This is a genomic window from Parvularcula marina (assembly GCF_003399445.1).
GTDB lineage: Bacteria > Pseudomonadota > Alphaproteobacteria > Caulobacterales > Parvularculaceae > Parvularcula > Parvularcula marina.
On the sequence record NZ_QUQO01000002.1, the window covers coordinates 368877 to 393139 of the forward strand.

Below are 24263 nucleotides of genomic sequence, written 5' to 3' on the forward strand. Positions count from 1 at the left end.
CGCGGCTCAGAGGATCGAGAAAATCTCGGACAGCGGCGTGCCGGAGAAATCGACCGTCCAGCGCTGTTCGCCTTTCGTCAGATCAATACAGGCGATCCGGGTCGGTAGCGGCGTGAGGTCTGCGGGGCCGGCAAGCCCGAGACCCTGTTTGACCTGATCTTTCACCCAGCGGACATTCTCTTCAATCCGTGTGCGTCGTAGGCGGGAGAAGCCGACGACGATTTCGGTGGCAGAGATAAAATAGAGCCCCCGGCACCAGCCGAGCGGGCGGCCTGCGCCGATAATGGCATTCAGATCGTAAACCTCGGGCGCTTCCGGAAGTGACCGTTTAATGATGGCGAGTTGGCCATTCGTTGTCGTGAACCAGTGACGGCCAAGCGGGCCGATCTCCCCGTCATGAGGATTGCCGACCGGAATGGTCATGCGCCGCGACGGATCACCCAGATTGATGGCGTCGCGCTGGTGAAAGCGGGTGAGCCAAAGCTCTCCCTCGACCTCGCAGATATAGTTCGGGTGCGATTTATGCGGCTTGGTCGTCGGCACCTGCCGGTAATCCGTGCCTTTCTCGAAATACTCCCAGGGCGAGCTTTCGGGCAGGGCAGACCATTCCTCCAGGATCTCACCGTCCCAGTTCATCCGGACGGCCATGTCGAGACCGGTAATCACGACCAGCAGTGTATCATCAGCCGATGCGCTGACATGGTGGACGTCATTAAACCATGGATGGGTGACCCGCCGCAGGACCTCTTTCGTCTGCGGATCGAAATCGAGGATTTCCGTCACTGTACAGAGGAGGAAGCGATCGCCGATCCGGCTGCTCGATTTAAAGACGACCGGTGTTGTTGTGCCGGTATAGGGCGCGGCATCTTCAATCTCGTATCGCCAGAATTCGCGAGAGGTTGTTTCCCCCTCCGGGCTGACAGTCACTTCATAGATCAGGCCCGCCACGCCGGTTTCCCATTCGGGAACGCCGATGGAAGGGCGTCTTTCTCCGCCCACGACATAGAGGGTGCGTGGGCTGGTCATAACCGATCAAGCCACCTCGATCAGGGAGGCGGCTTCGGGCAGGTCCTCGCCGAAGGCGCGCTGGTAGAACTCGGCGACCAGTGGCCGTTCGAGCTCATCGCACTTATTGAGGAAGGTCACGCGGAAGGCGTAGCCGACATCCTGGAAGATCTCGGCATTCTGTCCCCAGTTGATCACCGTCCGCGGAGACATAACGGTCGAGATATCGCCATTCATCAGCGCGTTGCGCGTCATGTCGGCGACTCGCACCATGGCATCGACAGTCTTCTTGCCTTCATCGTTCTGATAAGAGGGCAGCTTGCCGAGCACGATCTCGGTTTCCTCATCGTGTTCGAGATAGTTCAGGGTCGTGACGATGGACCAGCGGTCCATCTGGCCCTGGTTGATCTGCTGGGTGCCGTGATAGAGCCCGGTCGTATCCCCAAGGCCAATCGTGTTGGTCGTCGCAAACAGGCGGAACCATGGGTTCGGTGTCAGCACACGGTTCTGGTCGAGCAGGGTCAGGCGCCCCTCGGCCTCCAGAATCCGCTGGATCACGAACATCACATCCGGACGACCCGCATCATACTCATCAAAGACCAGCGCGACCGGGTTCTGGAACGCCCATGGCAGGATGCCTTCCTTGAATTCGGTCACCTGCATCCCGTCTTTGAGGACGATGGCGTCCTTGCCGATCAGGTCAATCCGGCTGACATGGCTGTCGAGATTGATCCGTACACAAGGCCAGTTCAGGCGGGCCGCGACCTGTTCGATATGGGTCGACTTGCCGGTGCCGTGATAGCCCTGAATCATGACGCGGCGATTATGCATGAAGCCCGCGAGGATCGAAAGCGTCGTCTGCGGATCAAACCGGTAAGTTTCATCGACCGGCGGGACGTACGGATTGGGCTTGGAGAAGGCAGGCACCTTCATGTCGACGGGCACGCCGAACACTTTTTTTGCGTCAACCGTCGTGTCGGGTGCGGCAGGCATTTGCGTGTCGGGCAGTTCGGTCATGACCCCAGGTCCTTAGATAGTCCAGACAGAACGGGCCGGGGCCTGTAAACGGCCACCAGCCCGGTGGTTATAAGATGGGGCGAGCGATCAGGCGCGCCCGGCAGGGATTACTCCCCGGCCATCATTTCGTCGCGCAGGGCTTTGAATTCATCGCCCTCATACCAGTTCGGCCAGGCCTCGCCATAGGCCAGCTCCGCCCCGACATCGCGCATGATGGAGAAGGTCTCGGCAAGGCCGTCCATCCGCCAGCTTTCGTCATATTCGTCCGCAGGCTTATGATACCGGACTTCGGTATATTCCTCATCGAAAGCCTTACCGGCTTCGACACCGCCATCGACAAGGTCCTGACCTTTGTCAGCATACAGCATCGGTACGCCTTTTTTGGACAGGCTGAAATGGTCGGAGCGGTAGAAATAGCCAGCCGACGGGTTTTGGTCAGGGACCAGCACCTTGCCATAGCCTTCGGCAACCGATGAAAGCACATCTTCGAGTTCGGATTTGCCGAGGCCCACCACAATCAGGTCATTGGCGGGACCGGTCGGCATGACAGCATCCATGTTGATGCCGCCGACAATCTTGTTGAGCGGCACAAACGGGTTCTCGCCGAAATAGGCGGAGCCGAGGAGCCCTGATTCCTCTGCCGTGACGGCAAGGAACAGGATCGAACGCTCGGGCTGGACTTCGGCATTCACAAAGCTCTCGGCGATAGCGAGGAGGCCTGCCGTACCCGTTGCATTGTCAACGGCGCCATTGTTGATGGTGTCTGCACCACCGCCGCCACCGATCGCGGCAAAGGTCTTGCCCAGGTGATCCCAGTGAGCGGTGTAGATGATATATTCGTCAGGATTTTCCGTACCCGGCAGGACACCGGCGATATTTGCCGATTCGTTCCGGTTAATGACGTTCTTGATCTTGCCTGAGGCGGTGATGCCTTCAAGCGCGGTCGGCGTAAAGTTCCCCGACAGGGCAGACTGCTTGGCATCGGCATAGGTCGTACCAGCGGCTTCGAAGAGTTCCTCGGCCACTTCATGCGTGATCCAGCCTTCGAGCTTCACGCGGCTCGCGCCATTGTCCGAGCGCTCGATGTCGAGCTGCGGGCCGGACCAGGAGCCTTCGACCACGCCCCAGCCATAAGCGGCAGGCGCGGTTTCATGCACAACGATCGCGGCAGCGGCGCCCTGACGGGCGGCTTCTTCGTATTTGTAGGTCCAGCGGCCGTAATAGGTCATCGCCTTGCCGTTGAACTCTTCGCCTTCAAGATAGAAGCCGGGGTCATTGACGAGGATGATCACCGTCTTGCCGGTCACATCGAGGCCTTCGTAATCGTTCCAGCCATATTCGGGCGCGTTCACGCCGAAGCCGACAAAGACGACATCCGAGCCTTCAAAGGAGATGTCTTCCTGGACCTGCTTGGACCAGAAAACGACTTCGTCACCAAAATCGAGCGTCTCGGTTTCACCACCCAGCGCGAAAGAGAAGGATGATTGGTCCGGGATCGCCGTCATCTCAACAAGGCCGACGGCCTGTTCGTAAGAGCCCTTGTTGCCCGGCTCGAGCCCGAGGCCCTGCATCTGGTCGATGAGATATTCGCGCGTCATGCGGCCGCCTTTGGAGGCCGGCGCACGGCCCTCGAACTCGTCAGAGGCGAGGGTCGAGATCCAGCCGCGCAGGCTGTCCTCGGAGATCGGCGGGAATTCAGGCAGCGGCGTGCCAGTCAGCTCGTAATCGGGCGTTTTTGCTGGGATATCCACCAACACCGTTTCTTCAGCGGCAGGCGTCTCTGTCTCGACGGCGGCGGTGTCTTCGGCCTTGTCATTGCCGCCACAGGCAGCAAGAGCGAGGGCGCCAATGCCCATCATCAGCATCTGTTTCATCTCGTCTCTCCTTGGAAAGTCTTAATTCTTCGCGGCCCGGTCTATCCGAAGCCGGGTAGGGGCTCAACGCCCCGGGACGGGGCAAAATTTCACACGTTCCTTAAGGGACGGGCGCGCGACCTCGACAGCGTAGAGGTCGGTGATGCTCTGGGACAGCACGGCGTGGATATAGCGCGCGATATTCTCGAGCGTCGGGCGCTCAAGCCCTTCAATTGTATTGAGAAAACGGTGATCGAGCCTGGCGTGGACCCGCGCGCATTCTTCTTTTAGCGCCGCAAAGTCCATGACCCAGCCCGTCTCACCGACATCTTCGGCGGCCAAGGTGACGGTCACCTCAAAGCTGTGGCCATGGATATGGCCGTAAGGGTGGTCAGGCTTGTCTTCGACATTGGCGCCCAGCTCATGGGCAGCCTCAAAGTGAAAAGTGTAGGATTGTTCGAACATCGCGGCGCTCTAGCGCGTTTTTTGTAAATGTGTAGGCGGTTTCGCGGCCCAAACAGGGTGAATGCGCATTTTGCGGCTCTGATGCTTACCCTTTCAGGGCTTCAGGCTCGATATCTGTCATGTGACAGCCGATCCCGGCGCAATCGGCAAAGGCGCTTAGCTTGCGGGTCTCAACGATGACCCCGGCAATGGTGTCCCGCGCGCGCAGCCGCTCGATCAGCGCCTCGCAATAGGATTCCTGCAGGCCGAAATGGCGTTCCTCGCACAGCTCCAGCGCGTCATCGCGAAGGTGGTTATAGTCGACCACATCCTCGATGCCGTCGCCCTCGCCAAGGCGACTGACGATGGCGATGATATCGATACGGACGGGTTGCGGGCTGACTTCATCGGGATTGACCCCGAGGCGCATGTCGATGCGCAGATTGTCCGCGAAGATCGCGTAATAGCCTTTTGCGAGAAGCGGCACTCTCATTTGCCTTCTCCCTTGAATGAAATGTCCCGGTGCGTCGGGATCAGATGCTCGCCATTATCGGCCAGGATCGTCTGGCCGGTGATCGCCCGGCAGGAAAGACAGAAGGCGACTGTGCGGGCGATATCTTCCGGGTCGAGACGGCGGCCCAGCGGATTGGCGCTGGCGGCCTTCTTCTCGAATGCGGCCTCGCTCTCTCCGGGTGAGGGCAGGGTATAGCCGGGGGCAACACCGCAGACGCGGATATGGGGCGCAAAATCCTGCGCCATCAGATGGGTGGCGGTCTGGAGCGCAGATTTCGACAGCGTGTAGCTGTAATGGTCCGGGTAAAGATTGGAGAGCTTCTGGTCGAGGATATTGACGATGACCGGATCGCCCGCTCTGTCCACCTGTTCGGCAAAAGCGCGGGCAAGGAGCACCGGCGCAAGCGTATTGGTCCGCAAATGCGCCATCAGCGAGGCTTCGCTGACATCGCCTGCGCGGTCATGCTCGAAGATCGAGGCATTATTGATGAGCGCCGAGAGGGGGCCACCGGCAGCTTTTACGGCCTTGCCGATCAGCCCACTGACCGCCTCCGCATCGGCAAGGTCGGCGCCGACAGCGACTGTGCCCAGCTCATCAGCCAGCGCGCGGGCTTCATCGCCTGAATGGTTATAATGGATGACCGGCTGCCAGCCTTGCGCCTTCAGATGGCGTGCGATCACCGCGCCGAGGCGCTTCGCGCTGCCGGTGACAAGGACGCGCTTCAAGCGGGCAGCACGGGTTCGGCCTTCGCCCCGATCAGGACGATATAGGCAAGATAAGCGATGACGAAGATCGCGCCGACCGGCCGGCTGATCCGGCCCTTGCTGAAGATCAGGGCCGAGACGATGATCGCCGCGGCGATCATCATTGGCAAATCATAGAGCTTGAGGGCTTCTGACTGGGCAAAGCCTGTCGTGCCGGTCACGCCCATGGCGCCGCCGACAAACAGGATGTTGAAGATGTTCGAGCCGACAATATTGCCGCAGGCGACATCCGCCTCATTCTTGCGGGCAGCGGCCCAGACAGTCGCAAGCTCGGGCAGGGAGGTGCCGAAGGCCACGATGGTGAGGCCGATCAGCTCGTCCCGGACACCAAGTGCTGAGGCAAGGTCCGCCCCTGAATTGACGAGCAGCGTGGCGCCGACCGGCAGCAGGACGAGGCCCGTAATCAGGAAGAACAAAGTCTTGGGGATCGGCATGCCCGAGGCATCATCCTCGGCGCCAAGGTCGCCCATGACTTCTGATTCGATCAGCTCTTTTTCGGGGCTGCCGGGCCGCATCGCGGCATAGGCGACATATCCGACATAAATGAGAATGCCGCCGAGCAGGACGAGACCCATCTGCGTGTCGAGGCTTTCATGGACATAGACGATATACGCAAAGAGCGCGGTTGCCACGAGCATCACGGCGGTGTGACGCTTGAGCCCCGGGAAATGGAACGCAATCGGCGCGATCATCGCCGGCAGGCCGAGGACGAGCAGGATATTGGCGATGTTGGAGCCGACAATATTGCCAACAGCGATGCCGTTATTGCCAGCAAGGACAGCCTGGATCGAGACGACGAGCTCTGGCGCCGAGGTGCCGAAGGCAACGATCGTCAGGCCGATCAGGAGGCTGGGGATACCGAGATGAGCCGCGAGGCTGACGGCGCCGCGCACCAGCCAGTCACCGCCGACAAGCAGCAGAACGATGCCAACGATAACCAGCCCAATATCCAGTCCAACATCAGCAAGCATCAATTCGGCCCCTTAATTACGCACATTCAGGCCAGCCCGGCCCATCACTCTCCCTCTGGCAGGGAGATAAAGCCTTGAGGGTCAGTCCCAGCGGCCTTTTTCGATGATGTTGAGTGCGACGAAGGAGAGCACGAAAGCAAAAATCATGATGAGGGCGGGGCTAAGAAGGAACATATGGGGTCGGTCCTCATTTCCGTAAATGACGTGAATTGGTGTCTTCTCGATGCCCTCTAGCGGGCACCGTATGGTTTCGCCAGTGGGCACCGTCAGGAGACTCACTCCTGACCTTGTACGCGAAGATAGGTCAGCGTATGCGCCGCGGCCAGTGCAAAGGCCCGAGTGGCAGGAGCTTTTATCATGTTTGAGACCATTGAGACGCGCAATGAAGGCAATGTGACGCTGATTACGCTCTCCCGTCCGGACGCCCTGAATGCGCTCAATGCCCAGCTGATGGGCGAACTGACGCAGGCCGTGAAGCAGGCGGAAGAAGACACCGCCATCGGCGCGATCGTCATCACCGGTTCGGAGAAAGCCTTCGCCGCTGGCGCCGACATCAAGGAAATGGCCGATCTCGAATTCTCGCAAGTCTTCAATGAGGACAAAGTCAGCGCGGCGATGGATGAGATCACCCGCTGCCGCAAGCCGATCATCGCGGCTGTTGCTGGCTATGCGCTCGGTGGCGGCTGTGAGCTTGCCATGATGTGTGACTTCATCATTGCGGCGGACACGGCAAAATTCGGCCAGCCGGAAATCACTATCGGCGTCATCCCCGGCATTGGCGGTACCCAGCGCCTGACCCGCTTCATTGGCAAATCAAAGGCAATGGAGATGTGCCTGACCGGCCGGATGATGGGCGCTGAAGAAGCCGAACGCGCAGGGCTCGTCTCACGCATCGTTCCGGCAGCGGAGCTTGTGAGCAATGCCCTCGAAGTGGCGCAGCGAATCGCCGAGTTCTCTCGCCCGGTTGTGATGATGGCCAAGGAATGCGTGAACCGCGCCTATGAGACGACACTCACCGAAGGTGTCCTCTTTGAGCGCCGGGTCTTTAACTCGGTCTTCGCGCTTGAAGATCAGAAGGAAGGCATGACGGCCTTCGTCGAAAAGCGTAAAGCCGCCTTCAAAAACCGCTAACCCAGTTAGGCCGGATACCGCCCATGCATGATACGGTCCTCGTCGTTACCCTGATCGGGATTCTCGGAATCGGGGCCCAATGGATCGCGTGGCGCACAAATATGCCCGCCATCGTATTGATGGCGATTGCCGGGCTGATCGTCGGGCCGTTCCTTGGCATCCTCAAGCCGGAGGAGACCTTCGGCGAATTCTACCGGCCGATCATTTCTCTCGCCGTCGCCGTGATCCTCTTTGAGGGCGGACTACAGCTCAAGTTCAGTGAACTGAGAGGATTGAGCCGGGGGATCGGTCAGCTCTTGCTGATCGGTGGGCCGCTCGTCTGGATCTTTGGTTCGATCGCTGGGTATTACGTCGCGGGGCTCGATTGGCCGACCGCGATCCTCTTTGCCGGGATCATGATCGTGACCGGACCGACGGTGATCATTCCGCTCCTGCGGCAGGCCAAGCTCTCGACCCGTCCTTCGGCCATCCTCAAATGGGAGGGGATCGTCAATGATCCCGTCGGCGCACTCGCGGCCGTCATCACCTTTGAATATGTCATCACCCGGAATATGGCCTCGCTCACGAGCTTTGAGGTCTTTGGCAGCCTGATCTTCGGCTCGATCCTGTGCGTTGCATGGGGGATTATCGTCGGGCGCGGGCTCGCCGAGGCGTTTCGCCGCGGCTGGGTACCAGAATATCTTAAGGCGCCGATCCTGCTGACCGCCGTTCTCCTCGCCTTTTCGGTTTCCAACCTGCTGCAGGAAGAGGGCGGCCTGATCGCCGTCACGGTCATGGGCATTACCATGGCCAACTCAAAGCTCCCCTCGATCAACCAGATCCGGCATTTCAAGGAGACGATTGCGATCCTCTTCGTCGCCGGGGTTTTTGTTCTGCTCACTGCCAATCTGACGCTTGAGACGCTAGCGATGATCGATTTGCGGATCATGGGCTTTGTGGCTGTCATGCTCTTCGTTGTGCGCCCTGCCGCCGTCATGCTTTCAACCATGAGGACCGAACTTTCCTTGCAGGAGCGGCTGCTTGTCAGCTGGATCGCGCCGCGCGGGATCGTGGCGGTTGCGGTTTCTGGTCTCTTCGCAGCGTCAATGACGCCAGAGAACGGGTTCGAGAATGGTCACCTGATGGTGCCGCTCGCCTTTGCGATGGTGTTCGCGACCGTCATCCTGCACGGCTTCACGATCACGCCCTTGGGCAAGTTTCTTGGCCTTGCCTCTGATGCCCCGCCGGGCGTCCTGATCGTCGGCGCTTCACCCTGGGCCGTGGCGCTTGCCAAAAGAATCAAGGAGCTTGGCTGTCCGGTTCTGATCACCGACCCCAGCTTCCGGCGCCTGCGCGAAGCTCGGCAGAAAGGGATCGACACCTTCTATGGCGAGATCCTCTCTGAGGTGACCGAGCACCACATCGAATTTGTCCGCTATGGCTATCTGCTCGCACTGTCGGGGAATGAGGCGCACAACGCGCTGGTCTGTACCGATCTTGCGCCGGAGATGTCGCGTAATTCGACCTATCAGCTCTCCGCCAAGGGCCGCGATGACAGCCGCCAGTCAGTGTCTTACGCGCTGCAAGGCCGGTCGTTCCTGTCGGAGAAGACGGGTCTCGAGGACCTCTTGCGCCGTCACTGGGCTGGCTGGGCATTCCAGTTCACGCGGCTGTCGGAGGAGTTCACTCCGGCCAAATACCGCGAGCGCCTGCCTGAAGAAGCGATGATCGTCATGGTCGAGCGCAAGGGCGGTCTTGTCTTCCAGACCAGCGAAGCCCCCATCGAGCTTCAGGTCGGGGACCGCGTCCTCGCTTATGTCCCGCCCGAAACTGGCCCGCTGCAAAAGCCTTCCAAAAAGAAGGACGAAAAGGCCGCCGGAGAGGGCACGTCTGAAGACGTCAAGGAAATCGAGCGCCGCAAGAGCGAAGCGATCGACAAACTCAAGTCTTAACTCCTGATTAATCAACCTCGCCGATAGATTAATGGCGTATGTGATTAGGGGTGGCAGCCATGACGGCGGTTCGGGCGGCACGTTCTCGCCGCCATAAGAACGATTTGCTGAACGTTTATGCGGAGCGTCTTGGTGACGCCATCCGGCGCCATCACTCGGGCGTGGCTTTGCGTGCAGCCAAGGTTGAGACAGAGCTCGCCTATCGGGCGCGCGGCGCATTCCTCGCTTCGATGAACCACGAGCTTCGGACACCGCTCAATGCGATCACCGGATTCGCCGGGATTTTGCGGCAGGCGGAGGAAATGCAGATCACACCTGAGCAGAAGAACGAATATATCGACTATATTCTGCAGTCGGCCGACTTGCTGCTCTCGCATATCAACACGATCCTCGAAATTGCCGATGCCGAAAGCGGCGGCACCAAGCTCTCCCGCCGGGCTGTCGACATCCTCGATGTTCTGACCCAGACGATGGAAGCGCTGGAGGAAGATGACGCGATCGACGTCACCTTCACCCGTGATTTCGGTGGCGAGCTGCCCCCCGTCGATGTTGATCCGGACAAAGTCGCCATCGCCTTCCGCCATCTGGTTGAATTCCTGAACTCGGATGAACCGGTCTCGATCAAGGTCAGCACACGGCGCGGGCTTGCGGGTGAGAGCGCCAATTATGTCTATATCGCCTTTGATGCGACCGGTACGGAAGTTGACGCCAAGATGATCGATGAGTCCTTGCGCGTATTCGAGCAGGTTCATGAGGGGCTTTACCGCCAGTTCGATCCGCGGCGGCTCGGCCTGCCGATTGCGAAAAGCTATATCGAACTAAACAAGGGTAAGTTCAGCATCAAGACCAAACCGGATGACGGCGTTCTGATCCGCTTCTCCCTGCCGGTCGCGAGCGAAGAGCATAAGCGCGCGTTTGAAAGGCTGGCTTCATGAGTGCGGTCAGCCGTCATGCCACCGTCAGGCTCGGACGGGTCGTTGCCAATACGGGGCGCGACGTCCTTGTCCTCATCGATTCCCATGCGGAAGAACGCCCCACCTTGCGGATGGGCGATGTCGTTCTTGCCGCAGGGCGGAATGAGCCGGCGGTCGGTGTAATATCAGGGATCAACGCGCCAGCTCCGGGCCTTGAGGGCGATGGCGAGGATCTCTGGGTCATTCAGGTCGAACTGACCGGTAGTCTCAAATCCGACGGCGATGTGCCGGTCTATAGCCGCGGCGTGCCCGCATCCCCTGCGCTTGGCTCCGTCGTGCATCTGGCGACCACCCCTGACCTCAAACTGCTTCATCGCAATGCGGATGAAACAGCGCTGCCCATCGGGGATGTACAGGGGATCAATGGCGTCAAGGCTACGGTCGATCCGGATATGCTGCTGGATGGCGGCTTTGCGATCATGGGGGCGTCTGGCACTGGCAAGAGTGCGTCGCTTGCCTGTATCGTCCGGGCGCTTCTGCGTGCGCGATTCCCGATCCATGCGCTCCTGATCGATCCTTACAATGAATTCGGCACATCCTTTGGCAAAGCTGCCAGTGTCATTGAGCCGCGACCGGGCCTCTTTCCGCACTGGCTCCTGACTTATGATGAGCTGGTCTGGGTCCTCTCGATGAGCGGGGATGATCTGGACCGGGATGAACGGGCATTGCTTGATCAGGCCATCCCGTCAGCTCGCCGAAATTTTCTCCAGCGGCATGGTCAGATCATGGGCTCCGAAGGGGTCTCTATTGATGCGCCGATCCCTTACCGCGTGACGGATCTTCTGACCTTTATCGAGAAGGCGGCTGAGGATCTGGGGCATTCGCTCGCAGTTAGAAGCCGCCTGCGCGGGCGCCTGATGACGGCGATCGCCGACCCGCGCCTGTCGATCATTTTCGGGACCGCGGCGACCACGGACAATCTTTCGACACTGTTGTGTGATCTCTTCCGTCTCGACCGTTCGCCGCCGCTGGCCGTGCTCCAGCTTGGTCGACTGACCGCAGGGCTTGATAAGCTCATCGTCTCTGTCGTCTGCCGGCTAGCGGCAGCGCTCGCCGAATGGTCGGGCATTTCGCGGCACACGCTCGTTCTCATGGACAATGCCGAGCGCTATGCGCCCGCGGAGGTACAGGACGAGGCGTCGAGATTTGCGCGCGATGCGATCCGTGTGCTGGGCGGACGGCCAAGGAAGCTGGGCACGGCACTGGGCCTGACGGCGTCTAGTCCGCGCAAAATATTGACAGGGACGTGTTGATCCGTTGTGGGACGATGTTCCTGCACCGTATGCCGTCAACGCTCGATGGCGATGCAGTGGAGGAAATTCTCTCTGAACCTGCGCCTGCCTGCATCGACTCGCTGGGCGCCCTGCAACAGCGCGAAGCCATGACGGTCGGGCGTGGGATTTCCTTTGCGGGCCGCGTGATGATGAGCGAGCTGCCGGCGGTTGCGATACCCGGATCCCGGCCGATGCCGACGCTCGGCGAGGATATCGAAACGGAAATCGCCGAGACCATTAATCGCTGGCGCCGGTTCGGGGCAGGGGAAGCGCCGCCGTCTGCGGATAACGCCGCTTAGGCAGGCTTGGCCTTCATCAGGGCGGCGCGTTCACAGCTCGCAACCAGCGTGCCGTCCTGTTTGAACATCTCATGCAGGAAAGTGACGATCCCCTGACCGGGGCGTGATTTTGAGGCGCGCGTGCCGATGACGGTCGTCCGGGCCCGGACAGTGTCCCCCTGAAACAGTGGCGCGGGGAATTTTACCGCTTCCATCCCGAGATTGGCGACAGTTGTGTTGAGCGTCGTGTCATTGACGCTCATCCCGATCATCAGCCCCAGTGTGAAAAGGCTATTCATCAGCGGCTGGCCGAATTCGGTTGCTGCGGCGGCATGACGATCAATATGGAGCGGCTGGGGGTTCATGGTCATGAGCGAGAACTGCATGTTGTCGCTTTCGGTGACCGTGCGGGTCCATTCATGGTCAAAGACCTGACCGTCGCTAAATTCCTCAAACCAGAGCCCCGGCATGGCATCCTCGCCTTATTGTTCTTGAAACTGGCGGCAGAGGTGCCCGGTCTGGGCTGCTTTTTCAAGCGCCTGTTTCAGGCGACTTGTCAGCGATCTGCTCGGCAAGGGTCACAAGGGCGGCGAGCCCTTCACCGCTCAGCCCGCTCATGACTTCGTAGAGCCGCTTGCGGAGCACCTCATCATGCGCTTGCTGCTCGGCGACGGCGATACGGGTCAGAAGATCCGTGGGCGTAGTGTTAAGGGCATTGGCGAGGGTGAACAGCCGGGAGGCGGGGATTCTGTTCGTTCCCGCCTCATATTTCTGGATCTGCTGGAAACTCAAGCCACAGCGTCCGGCGAGCGTCTGCTGCGAAAGCCCGAGGCTTCTGCGCCGCGCTCTCAGCGAATTGCCGATCATGACATCGAGCGCATGGGGTCGTCGGGCCTCGTGTGGGTCCTTGAACTCCAACGGATCGGACGCTCCTGGTACTCCCGAAGCGGATGCTGTCATGATTTTTCTCCCGAACTGATGCATCTTATGCGTGATATTAGTTGAAATGACAACTTATGTTTGCGTCTTTGGGGGAGATTTAGGAGAAAGGGCCAGCTGAGTATCTGAGTTGAGAACGAGTCCTGAAGGAATGACCTCCACAACACCGATAAGACGAGCGATCCTCCAGACACTGGAAGAACTTGGCATGGATGATGTCGTTCTCGGTCTTCTGTTGATGATGCGTGAGCGGAGGGTCGCCAAGGCTATGGAGCGATTTGCCAATACGCATCCTTCCATCCAGATACTGCTTCTGGCGTGTCAGCCAGATCCAGCAGACATCATGAAGGCTGCGGCCAATACAAACATTCCCGACTAGGGCGCGGTTGCTTCGTTCGCAATCGTTTCGAGTGTCTGCTCCATCCGCTTGAAGATGCTTTCCTTTGAGGTGAGGTCATATTCCCGCTCAAGGAAATCCGTACCCGTCAGTGCCAGCATGACCTTGCCGTCTTGTTCATATACCAGCGCCCTCATTGGTAATTCGATTCCCATCAAGGGTTCTGCCTGCATCAGGGGTGTGCCCCCTTTCGGGTTGCCGAAGATCACAAGCGTCGAGGGCGGCAGTTCCTGATCAATGCTTTGGGCGCCGGCCCGGTGATCGATCAGTGAAAAGACAGTCAGATCACGCCGGTCGAGTGACTGCAGAAGGCGCTCAAGCGTCACCGAATGGGACTGGGCGCTTTCGTAAACCCGAAAGCGGTCCTGAATCAGCACCGGTGCAGAGACTGTTTCACTGGCTTCCGCTTCGGCAACCGGTGCTTTGCCGCACCCCGCCAGCACAAGCGCGCTGAGCGCGCAAATCATGAGCCGCATTTTAACTCTCCCTTGTCAGGGGCAATATCATTCATCGTCAGATTTGGAAATGTCGGGAGCCAAACCGGCAACTGCAAGGATTTCCTGCTTTTGGGCTTGCGCGGTCTCATAGCCGATGCGCTCGAATTCCTCGTGATGGTCGAACGCCGCCGCTGACGCGCAGCTCAGATCCGGGGTTAGGCGGACATCTGCGACATCGATATAGGCGCGGGCCTGCGCCAGCTGCCCTTGGATGATGTCGATAGTCGCGGCCGCTGTCTCGAAGAGCTGCGGCTGTGCCTGAGACTTCGCGCGGGCCAGCGCCATGCGGCGGACAAGGTCGCGCTTGGCGCCGCCGAATGCTTTGGCGAGTGGCGCGAAGGGGCCTGTCAGACCTTCATCGGGGTCAGGGGCGGGGATAACAGCGGTCGTGTTGGGGCGGTTAAATCGGCTGAGTGCCAGTGTCACGGTGTTGAGGTCGACAGAGATCACGCGCTCTGCACCAAGCGCACGAGCAAGGTTCACGGGCACGGGGTTCGACGCGCCGCCATCGATCAGCCAGTGCTCGGTATAGCCGACCTGATAGCGGGCGGCCTGCAGGATCATCGGCACAGAAGAGGAGGCCCGGCAGGCATTGAGCGCCGAGCCGCGGTCGAGCCAAACCTCATGCCCGGTCGCGAGGTCAGTGGCTACAGCGGCAAAGGGTTTGGGCAGCTCCTCAATCGGCTTGTCGTGTTCGGCAAAGCGGGTGAACGCCTTGTCGGGATTCACCACCCCGCCGCGGCTGAGGCTGATCCCGAATGTTGCCATGGCATCAATGGCGCTCAACGACCGGGCCCAGTCGAGGAAGGGATCCCAGATATCAAGAAGCCGTGCTGCGCCGATCAGCGCCCCGACCGAACAGCCGGCATAAACATCGACCTCGACCCCCCATTCATCGAGGGCGCGAAGCACTCCAACATGAGCCCAACCGCGGGCTGCGCCGGAGCCCAGCGCCAGCCCCAGACGGGGGCGCTCGCTTGTTTTTGGGGACGAATCAGGACGATGCATAAGAGTTTGGTCCATTGCGGGTGTGAAAAACGCATTAACCATTTCAGGTAAGAATTCGGATACGATTTCACAGTGACCGGATCCGCCGGTCAAAGTTGCGGGAAGGTGGTCCCGTTAAGCGTTACGATCGGTTCGGTCGAAAGGGTGTTCATGGCTCTCACACTGTTTCGCAAAAAAACTCCAACGACACCTGAAGTCCTTGATGTGTCGCGGGTTTTGAAGACACCGGCAAGTCGGTCAGAGATGAAAGACGCAGAGAACAGCGACGAGGTCAACGTGCCTGACACGGAAAATGCCCAGCGTGCGGAGCGGGCAATGGCGGCCGCTGCGCGGGTGGCTGAAGAGCTGAGCCTCAAAGATGATTCGCTCGGCACCTCGCTCGATCCGGAAACCATGGACGAAGAAACGCTTCGCCCACGCCCGACAGGGCCCCGTCAGGTGCCGTGGCAAAAAAGAGTTGAAGCGGCGCTGCTCGAAGATGGTCCCGCTGAGCCTGTGGTTGAAAAAGAAATTCCGGCTGAACCTGTCGCAGCTGCTGAGCCCGATGACTTGCTGGTTGTCGAGCATGATACCGTCCCCGTGATGGACGCGATGGAAGAGCCCAGAGCAGAAAAACAGGTCGCTGAGGAACTGGCGAAGGAACTCGCCGACGTCTCGGCTGCGGCCCCGATAGTCGCAGCGCCAGCCGCGGTTTCAGAGCCGAAGCCGGAAAAACTGCCGCGCGTGAACGCGCCGCTGCTTGAACGGATGACGCCGTTTGCGCTCTGGGTTTCGGTCAGCCTGTTCCTCTCCAGCATCATCTATGCGGTCTTTGTCGGCGGGGTCAGCCTTGGCGTCGTCGGACTCTTTGCCGGCGGGATTTTCATCTTCGCGACGATCCTCCTGATTGCCTCTCTGACCGGCGCTTACTCACCGCTATTGCTTGCTGGGCTGCTCCTGCGCCGCCCAACCGCGCCCAAGGCCGAGGCCCAGTCGCTTGCCGGCCGCGATGTGCTGGCGGCGCTCGGGCTTGCCGAAAACCTTCTGGATGCGGATGTTGATGCGCGCCTTGTGACCAGTCGTGACGGCGTCGTTGTCTACGCCAATGAGCAATATATGAAGATTGCCCGGCTGGCAGGTGTCGTCGGCGTCACCGGCCTGCCGCCGAGGATCGACCGGCTCTTCAGCCAGTCTTCAGGTGAAAGCTCCAAGATGTTCCGTCTCGCCCGCGCCGCGCGCTCCGGGCTCGAGGCGGATGAGATCATTACCCAGACAATGGGCCTTCAGGACGACGGCTCTCCGCAGAAGCGGCGCTACGAGATTTCCGTGCGGCCTATGGCCGACAAGGGCAAGCATGTCGCCTGGCGCTTGCGCGAAATGCCGGTCGAGACGGCAAAAGACACCTTCCGCAAGGCCTATGAGGCCTATCCTCGTCCGGTTCTGGCGCTGGAGCGATCGGGCAATATCGCCTGGCTGAACGAGGCCGCAAAGGAACTGCTCGGTGTCGGGACCATTCGTGACGTCTCTTTCTCAGATATCATTCTTGGCGAGTCCAAGGACGTGGTCGAAGGCCTTTGGGAAGACGCGCCTGAGGAATTCGAAGGCCGCGTCCGCGCCAAATCCTCTGACACCGGCAATGTCAGTGTCATCTTTACTGCCTTTACCCGCGCCGGGGTTGGCGAGGGCTTTGTCTGTGTCGAGATGATGCCGAAGACGGCCCTGACCGCTGACAAGCAAGGCGTTGATGCGGCTGCCGACCTGACCGATGCGCCGATCGGGGTGGCGATTGTCGAGGGCGATGTGACCAGCGATGCGCGGCTCGGCACGGTCAACCGTCTGATCGCTGACAGCCTAGGCGCAAACCCCGGCATGCGCCTTGCTGATGTCCTGCCGCCTGATTCCATGCGTGATCTGCTCGCCGCGATGCGGGCGAAAAGCGCGACCAAGGCCCTGACCCGGCCCGTCGATGTGTTGGTGGGTGAGGGCGCTGACGGCCAGCATCTGCGGCTTCTCGCCCGGCCGATCAAACGCCGCCGCGGCGCCTATGGCCCGCGCCAGATGGTGCTTTATGCGATCGACGTCTCCTTCCAGAAGCGGATGGAAGAAGACTATGCGCATGACAAACGCCTCAAAGCGATCGGCAAGATTGCGGGCAGCGTTGCGCATGACTTCAACAACTTCCTGCAGGCGATGATGGGCGCGACGGAATTCCTGATGCGCCGTCACCCGGCCGGCGATCCTTCGTACCCGGACCTTGTCTCGATCCGCGAGAATGCCCAACGCGCGCGGAATCTGACTTCGAACCTGCTCGCCTTCTCACGCAAGCAGACGCTCCAGCCCGAAGTCGTCTCGGTGACTGAGCTGCTGTCCGACTTCACGCCATTCGTGCAGCGTTATGTGACTGAAAAGGTGAAGGTCGAGGTCGACCATGGCCGTCAGGTTGGCTGTGTGAAGGCCGACCGCTCGCAGCTTGAGCTGGCGATCATGAACCTTGCGGTCAATGCGCGCGACGCGATGGACAAGGGCGGCACGCTGACGGTGCGTTCACGCCGCGTCCCGGCCGCGGAAATCGAGAGCTATGGCTATCAGGTGCTTGAGAATATTGATCACGTCCTGATCGAGATGGAAGATACAGGGCCCGGTGTTCCGGCGGATATCGCCGACAAGATCTTCGAGCCGTTCTTCACGACCAAGGGCGAAGGCAAGGGGACGGGGCTTGGCCTCTCCACCGTGCACGGCATTGTCGGCCAGCTTGGCGGGCGTATCTTCCTGCATAACCGGCCAGGCGAGGGCGCAACCTTCCGTATCTTCATGCCGGCGCTCTCAGAAGAAGAAGCGACTGCCGCCAAGCCGAAGGCCCGCAAGGATGACGGTGCAGTTCAGGTCGATGATCTGACCGGTAAGGGCCGCATCCTGATCGTCGAGGACGAGGACAGTGTAAGGAACATTGTCGTTCGCGCGCTCGGCATGTGCGGCTATGAGATTGTCGAAGCCTGTGACGGGGATGAGGCGCTGGAGATCATCGAGGACACCGATGAACCCTTCGATGTCGTCCTCTCAGACATCATGATGCCTGAGATGGACGGGCCGACCCTGATCCAGGAAGCGGGCGACAAGCTCGGCAAGGCCAAGGTCATTTTCATGTCCGGCTATGCCGAGACCGCGATGCGCGACAAGCTCGAAGAGATTCAGGACGCAGGCTATCTGCAAAAGCCATTCACGCTTAAAAAGGTCGCTGCAGTCGTCAAGGAAGCGATGGCTGAGTAGGGCAGGAATGCAGGTGCTTCTGCTGTCTACGGAGTGATCAGCAGATGACACCGAAACGTGCCCTGTGGTTGCTTCTGGGTATGGTCGCAGTCGGGCTCGGTGCAGTGGGCGTGGTCCTGCCGCTCTTACCGACAACGCCGTTTCTGTTATTTGCAGCGTTCGCCTTTGCCCGTTCATCTGAGCGCTGGCATCAATGGCTGGTGCACCATCAGATTTTTGGCTCGCTGATTGAGGACTGGAACCGCTACGGGGCGATCAGCCGAAGCGCGAAAACAGTCTCTGTGCTCTCCATGTTGGCTGTTGTGTTGATATCAGTGGCCCTGAAAGTCCCGGCACTTGTTCTCGCTGTTCAGGCAATGGTGCTGATGATGGTCGCGATTTTTGTGCTCTCGCGACCATCACCGCCTTCTATGGATGACTGATTTGTGGTGTGCTGAAGGTCCGGTTAAAGAGGAGCTTCAGGGTCAGGCTCGCGGCTATGCCAGTTACGCCGAGTGTCAGTGCAAAGCCCGGGTCTTTGCTGCCCATCGATGCCAGGATCAGATAGGTGATGGCGCCCACCACAGCCGGAGCAAGAAGTGCTGTCCACCAGCCGACTCGGCCATCCCCAAATGCTGCGACGAATCCGGCGATTAGGCCGGTCGCAATGGCCTGCAGGCCACCTGTGAAATAGGTGAACAGCAGGCTGAAGAAGACCATCCCCAAGTAAAGGCCTAAGGCTTCAATTGGATTTTGCGCTGATATCATTTCAGGGATCAGCAGGATAGTGAGCAACAGCCATGCGCCGACGGGCGGTCCCAGCCCGGCATAAATGGCGAATGCCCTCCAATGGAACGATACGTGACGGTCCAGAGTGCCAGCCATTTTCCTTCTCCCACACTGACTACTCTCAACAAATGGTCATGTTCGGGTCCGCAACAATCCCGCCATATCGCGGCATATTGACATGATAGCGCTAACAGATTTCCTGTGTTAGCGTGCCTGACGGAGAGGCGCCGCGCCCGGTGACGGGATGACAGGTGCCCCCATGCGTACAGGGAGGAATATCATGCCCCAATGGTCTCGGCGGGAAATGCTGGCGCTGTCGTCCGGCGCGTTGCTGACGGCGTGTAGTGGCGGAGGCGGTTCGTCCTCTTCCGTCAGTGTGCCGCCACCACCGCCTCCACCCCCGCCACCAGCGGGGTCCCCGAGCCTTGCGGAATTGTCGGCCGGGAAGGGGATGCGGTTCGGCACGGCGATCAATACCGGCACCGGTTCGACCTTCAACGATAACAATTATCTCAATCTCGTCCGTGAGGAATGCAATGTCGCGGTCGCGGAGAACGATCTCAAATGGCAGGCCATCCGTCCGTCACCAGACATGTTTACTTTCACGGGCGGTGATGCGCTGGTCAATTTCGCGCAAACAGAAAATATCGGTTTCCGTGGCCACACGCTGCTGTGGGAAGATGAAACACGCTATCCCTCATGGTTCGACACTTATGATTTCGGCGCCGACCCCGCCATGGAAGCAGAACGTCTCTTAACGGAGCACATCAGCACGGTCGGGGCCCGCTATCAGGGGCAGATCGACAGCTGGGATGTCGTCAATGAGGCGGTCAATCCAGGCAATGGCGCCTACAGATCATCGCCGTTCTCTCGCAATCTGGGGAGCATGGAGGCTGTGCTCGACATCGCGTTCCAGACGGCGCGGGACACGCTGCCCAATACCCAGCTGGTCTATAATGATTTCATGAGCTGGGGGACGGGGAATGCCCATCGCGATGGGGTGCTGACCCTGCTTGAGGGCATGATTACCCGAGGGGCGCCGATCGATGCGCTCGGTGTGCAGAGCCATATCTTCGCGGGCACTGGTAATTTCGGTGGGATAGACGAGGCTGCCTGGCGGTCATTTCTCAATGACGTGACCTCGCTGGGGCTCGATCTTGTGATCACTGAATTCGACATCAATGACCAGAACCTGCCGGCGGATATCGCGACGCGCGATGGTCTGATTGCGGATTATACGACCGCTTATCTGGGCCTGATGCTCGAATACTCCCAGCTTCGCGATGTGCTTTGCTGGGGGCTCGTCCACCGCTATTCATGGATGCAGAATTTCCAACCGCGCAGTGACGGGCTGCAGAAGCGCTCGACACCGTTTGATGACAGCTACCAGCCGACGCCAATGTATGACGCCATCGCCGCCGCTTTTGAGGCGACGACGGCGCGCAGTTGATTACTCGCCTGGTTTCAGGCGGGCATCAAGGAAATCAAGGGTCGTCCGGTCACGGTGGATCTTGTTTTCTTTGTCCCGGAAGCCATGCTTCTCGCCCGGATAGGTCATGAGTTTGAAATCCGTGTCCTGCTGTTGCAGGGCAGCCATGACGTCAATCGCGTTCTGGAAGATGACATTGTCATCGGCCATGCCGTGAATGAGGAGGAGGGCATCATCCTTGATCCCTTCCGCATAGGTTATGACGGAGGACGCGTCATAGGCCTCTGCCACTTCGCGAGGATCACCCATATAGCGCTCCGTATAGGCCGTGTCATAGGTGCGCCAGTCACTGACCGGGGCGCCGGATGCGCCAGCCTTGTAAAGGTCTGGGCGCTGGCCAAGCATCATCAGGGTCATATAGCCGCCATAGGACCAGCCCTGAACGCCGATCCGGCTGCCATCGACAAAATCTTGCGAGGTCAGCCATGCGGTGCCCGCTGCCTGATCGATGACCTCTGGCTGGCCCATCTTGTGATAGATGACATCCTCGAACGCTTTGCCGCGGTTAAACGCGCCGCGATTGTCGAGCATGAAAACAACATAGCCCTTGTCAGCAAGAAGCTGGGCATAGGCGTTGCCCCAGACATTCCGTACCCGCTGAACCCCCGGTCCGCCATAGACGAGCTGCATGGCAGGAGCAGGGTGGGCGGCGGTCGCCGTGGCGGGTTTCAGGATCTGATAATCCATCATCTGGCCATCTTCGGCTTCGATCTGCCCGAATTCCCATTGGAGATGGCTATCAAGATAAGGCGTATAGGGATGGCTGTTATTGAGCGCATTCTCGAGAAGCCAGTAACGACGGGTGCCGTCCGCGCCCATGACGGCGGCCTGGGGCGGCTGGTTCTGTGACGAGAAGCGGTGGATATAGGCCTCGCAGCCCTCGCCAAAGCTCGCTGAATGCCAGCCAAGCTCAGTCGTCACCTGTTCGATCTCGCTGCCATCGAGCGTCGTGCGATAGATATGGCGCACGGCTGCGGTCTCCATCCAGCCAGAGAAATAGATCTCGCCATCTTCCTCGTCGAGGCAGGAGAGGCCGGTCACTGGCCACTCGCCTTTGGTCAGCTGGACAGGGTTCTTTCCGTCTGCGTCATAACGATAGATATGGTTGAACCCGTCCCGCTCGGAGAGCCACAGGAAACCACCATCATCAAGGCTGCGGAAAGTGCTCGCGCGCAAATTCACCCATGTGTCGGAGGTCTCGGAGAAAACAAGCTCGGTCTTGCCGGTCTTCGGATCGGCTTTGAGGACGTCGAGTGTCTTCTGGTCGCGGCTAAGCCGGAAGACATAAGGGCTGCCTTCATGCCAGCGGACGGTTGCGACATAGATGTCTTCATTCTCGCCAAGGTCGATCCATTTGGGCTTCTTGCCTTTGGGCGTCGTGATGCCGAGCTTGATCTTGACGTTGTCGGTCCCGGCAAAGGGATAGCGCTGGGAGATGGTCTTTGACCCCTCCGGCGTGAAATCGAGGCGCTCGACGATATCGACCGGTGACTCATCGATCTGGGCAAAGACGATCATCTCATCATCGCCCGACCACCAATAGCCGGTATTCCGTCCTAGCTCTTCCTGTGCGACGAACTCGGAGACGCCATTGCGGATCGTCCCGCCTGCGCCTTTGGTGACCTGACGTTCCCTGCCACTTGCCAGCTCATAGACGAAGACTTCATCATTGCGGACATAGGAGACGAAATTGCCGTCAGGGGAGACCTTGGGGTCGGTTTCGAAATCATCCGGCGTGTCGGTCACGCGGATCGCCGCGCCCTCGGCAAGGTCATAGAGGAACACATCGCCGCCCAGCGGGAAGAGGATGCGTTTGCCGTCATCATCCCACTGATAGGAGACGATGCCGCTGTCATAGATCCGCTGGCGCTCGCGACGGTTCTTCTCCTCTTCGGAGAGCTCGACATCAGCTGGCACAAGGTCATCGGAGCGGACCAGCACGCGCGATTCGCCGGTTTCCACGTCATAGGCCCAGAGATCGAGGGTCCGCGCATCGTCCTCGCGGCCCCGCAGCATCGTGATCATCCTGCCGTCCGGTGAGAAATTCACCCCCCGCAAGGATGGCCCCGACAGCCCAGCTTCATCATGCAGGGCCTCAATGGTGAGGTCCTTGGCAGAGGCGCCTGCTGTGAGGGCAGCGGCAGAGACGGCAAGGCCGAGGGCAATCAATCGGGTCATTCTTAGTCCTCCTGAGGGGATTTTTGCGCTGTTCTAGCGGTTTTCCGCCCTCTGGCCATGCCGCTGTTAACCAGGCCTTCTTTTGGTCAAGCTAGTGTGCTTGTTCATTCAGTGGCTTGAAGAGCGTTAACGCGACATGTTGATGATCATTGGCAGTGGCCGGTCGGGAACGACCTGGCTCGGGAAGCTGTTCGACAGCCACCCTGATACTGTTTACCTACATGAGCCCGATGCGGTGAAGCGTCGGCACGACCTGCCGAAATTCCCCTGCGAGGGGGAGGTCGAATATTACGCCGAGGCCGCCGCTGACTATCTCGAAGAGCTGAAATTCACCCGCACCCCGGGCGTCATCGGCGTGCCGCCTTTCTTCCCGAAGAATTATCGCGGACTGCTGGGTGGGGCCCTGCACAAGACCGCGCGGGTAACGAGCAAGGCGCTCCGCAAGGCGGCGGGCAGGAACTGGGCGGGCCTGCCGGTGCCGATCGCGCCGCGTCGCGGGGCAAAGGGGCTATACGTTCTTAAATCGGTCAGCGCGGTCTGCCGCGCGCCGCTCTGGGCGGCGGCCGATCCCAATCTCAAGATCATCCACCTGATCCGCCATGTCGGCGGGCGCATCGCCTCGCTGGAGCGCGGCATGTCGGCGGGGCTGATGAACCCTGATCCGCAGATCGATGAGCTCTTTGAGCTGCCCGAATCCGAACTTTATCCCTTCACCAAGAAGGATATCCTGTCGCGGCGCTTCATGGACCGGATTGCCTATTCATGGATGGTGCAGAACGACAAGGCCGCCGCCGATATGGCGGGTAATGACCGTTACGTGCCGCTGCTCTACGAGGATCTATGCCGGGCGCCGGCCGACAAGATGGCGCGGCTCTTTGCCTATACGGGGCTGGAGACCAGCGTGCAGACCATGCTGTTCCTCAAACAGCTCCAGCGCCAGTCAGCGCAGGACAATGCTCGCTATCACAGCGTCCTCAAATCGCCACTGGGCTCGATTGACCGCTGGCGGCGTGAGCTGTCGCTCGATGAGCAGGACACGATCATGGATATCGTCCGCCATGCCCGCACCGAACCTGTCCGCAAGGCGCTGGGGCTTGAGCCGCCAAAGGCCGAGGCGGGTGCATTCCAGAGCCAGCTGCGCTAGCGGCGGGGGTCAGCGCCCGGAGCGATGTGACGCATGCCTCAAATCCCTGCCTGCCCTGAATGCGGCTCGACCTATGCCTATGAGGATGGCGAGCTCTTCATCTGCCCCGAATGCGCCCATGAATGGTCAGCCAGCGGGGAAAGCGACGGGCCGGTCTTCAAGGATGCGAATGGCAATTCGCTGGAAGACGGCGATACCGTCACCGTGATCAAGGATCTCAAGATCAAGGGCACGTCTCAGGTCGTGAAAGTCGGTACACGGGTGAAAAACATCCGCCTCGTCGAGGGTGATCACGACATTGATTGCAAGATCGACGGCATCGGCGCGATGAAGCTGAAATCGGAATTTGTGAAAAAGGGCTGAGGGGTCAGGCCCTCGCTGATCTTTGCCATTATCGTCCCCTCGCCACGGAAACGGGGGAGGGACAGGGTGAGGGTTTTT

The 24263-nt window shown here is 59.8% G+C and carries 24 protein-coding genes; 11 read left to right on the plus strand and 13 right to left on the minus strand.

Going from position 1 to position 24263, the window contains the following annotated elements:
- Positions 1 to 6 precede the first annotated feature (6 nt).
- The 7 genes from DX908_RS15590 to DX908_RS15620 form a co-directional block, all read right to left on the minus strand.
- Positions 7 to 1026, minus strand: coding sequence for a hypothetical protein (locus DX908_RS15590; RefSeq protein ID WP_116393405.1), 1020 nt, complete (start codon positions 1024 to 1026; stop codon positions 7 to 9).
- 6 nt (positions 1027 to 1032) lie between these two features.
- On the minus strand, positions 1033 to 2022 hold the full coding sequence (gene cobS, locus DX908_RS15595; protein WP_116393406.1) for a cobaltochelatase subunit CobS: 990 nt from the start codon (positions 2020 to 2022) through the stop codon (positions 1033 to 1035).
- A gap of 107 nt (positions 2023 to 2129) precedes the next feature.
- A complete protein-coding gene (locus tag DX908_RS15600) occupies positions 2130 to 3896 on the minus strand; it encodes a M28 family metallopeptidase (RefSeq protein ID WP_116393407.1) in 1767 nt (588 codons plus the stop codon).
- 63 nt (positions 3897 to 3959) lie between these two features.
- Positions 3960 to 4340: a 6-pyruvoyl trahydropterin synthase family protein gene (locus DX908_RS15605; RefSeq protein ID WP_116393408.1), complete on the minus strand. Its 381-nt coding sequence runs from the start codon at positions 4338 to 4340 to the stop codon at positions 3960 to 3962.
- A gap of 85 nt (positions 4341 to 4425) precedes the next feature.
- Positions 4426 to 4812, minus strand: coding sequence for a dihydroneopterin aldolase (locus DX908_RS15610; RefSeq protein ID WP_116393409.1), 387 nt, complete (start codon positions 4810 to 4812; stop codon positions 4426 to 4428).
- The gene (locus tag DX908_RS15615; protein ID WP_116393410.1) at positions 4809 to 5558 is read right to left on the minus strand and encodes an SDR family oxidoreductase; all 750 of its coding nucleotides are present in this window, start codon (positions 5556 to 5558) and stop codon (positions 4809 to 4811) included. Before DX908_RS15615 ends, DX908_RS15610 begins: the two co-directional genes overlap by 4 nt.
- Positions 5555 to 6568 carry a calcium/sodium antiporter gene (locus tag DX908_RS15620; RefSeq protein ID WP_116393411.1) on the minus strand — a complete coding sequence of 338 codons (1014 nt, stop codon included), beginning with the start codon at positions 6566 to 6568 and terminating at the stop codon, positions 5555 to 5557. Before DX908_RS15620 ends, DX908_RS15615 begins: the two co-directional genes overlap by 4 nt.
- A 354-nt stretch (positions 6569 to 6922) precedes the next feature.
- On the opposite strand from DX908_RS15620, the gene DX908_RS15625 reads away from it, so the two are divergent.
- Genes DX908_RS15625 through DX908_RS15645 form a run of 5 tightly spaced genes read left to right on the plus strand, consistent with a single transcriptional unit; the run spans position 6923 to position 12177 of the window.
- Positions 6923 to 7699: an enoyl-CoA hydratase gene (locus DX908_RS15625; protein WP_233508743.1), complete on the plus strand. Its 777-nt coding sequence runs from the start codon at positions 6923 to 6925 to the stop codon at positions 7697 to 7699.
- 23 nt (positions 7700 to 7722) lie between these two features.
- A complete protein-coding gene (locus DX908_RS15630; RefSeq protein WP_116393413.1) occupies positions 7723 to 9630 on the plus strand; it encodes a cation:proton antiporter in 1908 nt (635 codons plus the stop codon).
- A 59-nt stretch (positions 9631 to 9689) separates the two neighbouring features.
- Positions 9690 to 10565: a sensor histidine kinase gene (locus DX908_RS15635; protein ID WP_116393414.1), complete on the plus strand. Its 876-nt coding sequence runs from the start codon at positions 9690 to 9692 to the stop codon at positions 10563 to 10565.
- Positions 10562 to 11857, plus strand: a complete 1296-nt coding sequence (locus DX908_RS15640; protein ID WP_116393415.1) for an ATP-binding protein — start codon at positions 10562 to 10564, stop codon at positions 11855 to 11857. Before DX908_RS15635 ends, DX908_RS15640 begins: the two co-directional genes overlap by 4 nt.
- Positions 11851 to 12177, plus strand: a complete 327-nt coding sequence (locus DX908_RS15645; RefSeq protein WP_147303835.1) for a hypothetical protein — start codon at positions 11851 to 11853, stop codon at positions 12175 to 12177. Before DX908_RS15640 ends, DX908_RS15645 begins: the two co-directional genes overlap by 7 nt.
- On the opposite strand, the gene DX908_RS15650 is transcribed toward DX908_RS15645, so the two are convergent.
- Both DX908_RS15650 and DX908_RS15655 read right to left on the minus strand, forming a co-directional pair.
- The gene (locus tag DX908_RS15650; RefSeq protein WP_116393417.1) at positions 12174 to 12626 is read right to left on the minus strand and encodes a MaoC family dehydratase; all 453 of its coding nucleotides are present in this window, start codon (positions 12624 to 12626) and stop codon (positions 12174 to 12176) included. The two genes, DX908_RS15645 and DX908_RS15650, sit on opposite strands and share 4 nt — an antisense overlap.
- 61 nt (positions 12627 to 12687) lie before the next feature.
- Positions 12688 to 13116: a helix-turn-helix domain-containing protein gene (locus tag DX908_RS15655; RefSeq protein ID WP_116393418.1), complete on the minus strand. Its 429-nt coding sequence runs from the start codon at positions 13114 to 13116 to the stop codon at positions 12688 to 12690.
- Positions 13117 to 13246: 130 nt separating this feature from the next.
- On the opposite strand from DX908_RS15655, the gene DX908_RS16195 reads away from it, so the two are divergent.
- Positions 13247 to 13474 (plus strand): hypothetical protein, encoded by a 228-nt coding sequence (locus DX908_RS16195; RefSeq protein WP_147303836.1) that lies wholly within the window; start codon positions 13247 to 13249, stop codon positions 13472 to 13474.
- Here DX908_RS16195 and DX908_RS15660 read toward each other — a convergent pair.
- Together DX908_RS15660 and DX908_RS15665 are read right to left on the minus strand one after the other, a co-directional pair.
- Positions 13471 to 13968, minus strand: a complete 498-nt coding sequence (locus tag DX908_RS15660; RefSeq protein ID WP_199564780.1) for a DUF302 domain-containing protein — start codon at positions 13966 to 13968, stop codon at positions 13471 to 13473. The two genes, DX908_RS16195 and DX908_RS15660, sit on opposite strands and share 4 nt — an antisense overlap.
- Positions 13969 to 13995: 27 nt before the next feature.
- Complete coding sequence (locus tag DX908_RS15665) at positions 13996 to 15039, minus strand: patatin-like phospholipase family protein (RefSeq protein WP_116393419.1); 1044 nt, start codon at positions 15037 to 15039, stop codon at positions 13996 to 13998.
- 201 nt (positions 15040 to 15240) lie between these two features.
- Between DX908_RS15665 and DX908_RS15670 the strand changes: the two genes are divergently transcribed.
- Positions 15241 to 18243, plus strand: coding sequence for a hybrid sensor histidine kinase/response regulator (locus tag DX908_RS15670; RefSeq protein WP_158548875.1), 3003 nt, complete (start codon positions 15241 to 15243; stop codon positions 18241 to 18243).
- 44 nt (positions 18244 to 18287) lie between these two features.
- Positions 18288 to 18665 (plus strand): YbaN family protein, encoded by a 378-nt coding sequence (locus DX908_RS15675; RefSeq protein WP_116393421.1) that lies wholly within the window; start codon positions 18288 to 18290, stop codon positions 18663 to 18665.
- Here DX908_RS15675 and DX908_RS15680 read toward each other — a convergent pair.
- Positions 18652 to 19107 carry a hypothetical protein gene (locus DX908_RS15680; protein ID WP_116393422.1) on the minus strand — a complete coding sequence of 152 codons (456 nt, stop codon included), beginning with the start codon at positions 19105 to 19107 and terminating at the stop codon, positions 18652 to 18654. The genes DX908_RS15675 and DX908_RS15680 overlap by 14 nt on opposite strands.
- A gap of 184 nt (positions 19108 to 19291) precedes the next feature.
- Here DX908_RS15680 and DX908_RS15685 point away from each other — a divergent pair, with 184 nt between their 5' ends.
- Entirely contained in the window at positions 19292 to 20461 is a 1170-nt protein-coding gene (locus tag DX908_RS15685; RefSeq protein ID WP_158548876.1) for an endo-1,4-beta-xylanase, read from the plus strand.
- Here DX908_RS15685 and DX908_RS15690 read toward each other — a convergent pair whose 3' ends face one another.
- Entirely contained in the window at positions 20462 to 22678 is a 2217-nt protein-coding gene (locus tag DX908_RS15690; protein WP_116393424.1) for a S9 family peptidase, read from the minus strand.
- 136 nt (positions 22679 to 22814) lie between these two features.
- Here DX908_RS15690 and DX908_RS15695 point away from each other — a divergent pair, with 136 nt between their 5' ends.
- Positions 22815 to 23822 (plus strand): sulfotransferase, encoded by a 1008-nt coding sequence (locus tag DX908_RS15695; RefSeq protein ID WP_116393425.1) that lies wholly within the window; start codon positions 22815 to 22817, stop codon positions 23820 to 23822.
- A gap of 33 nt (positions 23823 to 23855) precedes the next feature.
- Positions 23856 to 24185 carry a zinc ribbon domain-containing protein YjdM gene (locus DX908_RS15700; protein ID WP_116393426.1) on the plus strand — a complete coding sequence of 110 codons (330 nt, stop codon included), beginning with the start codon at positions 23856 to 23858 and terminating at the stop codon, positions 24183 to 24185.
- Positions 24186 to 24263: the final 78 nt, after the last annotated feature.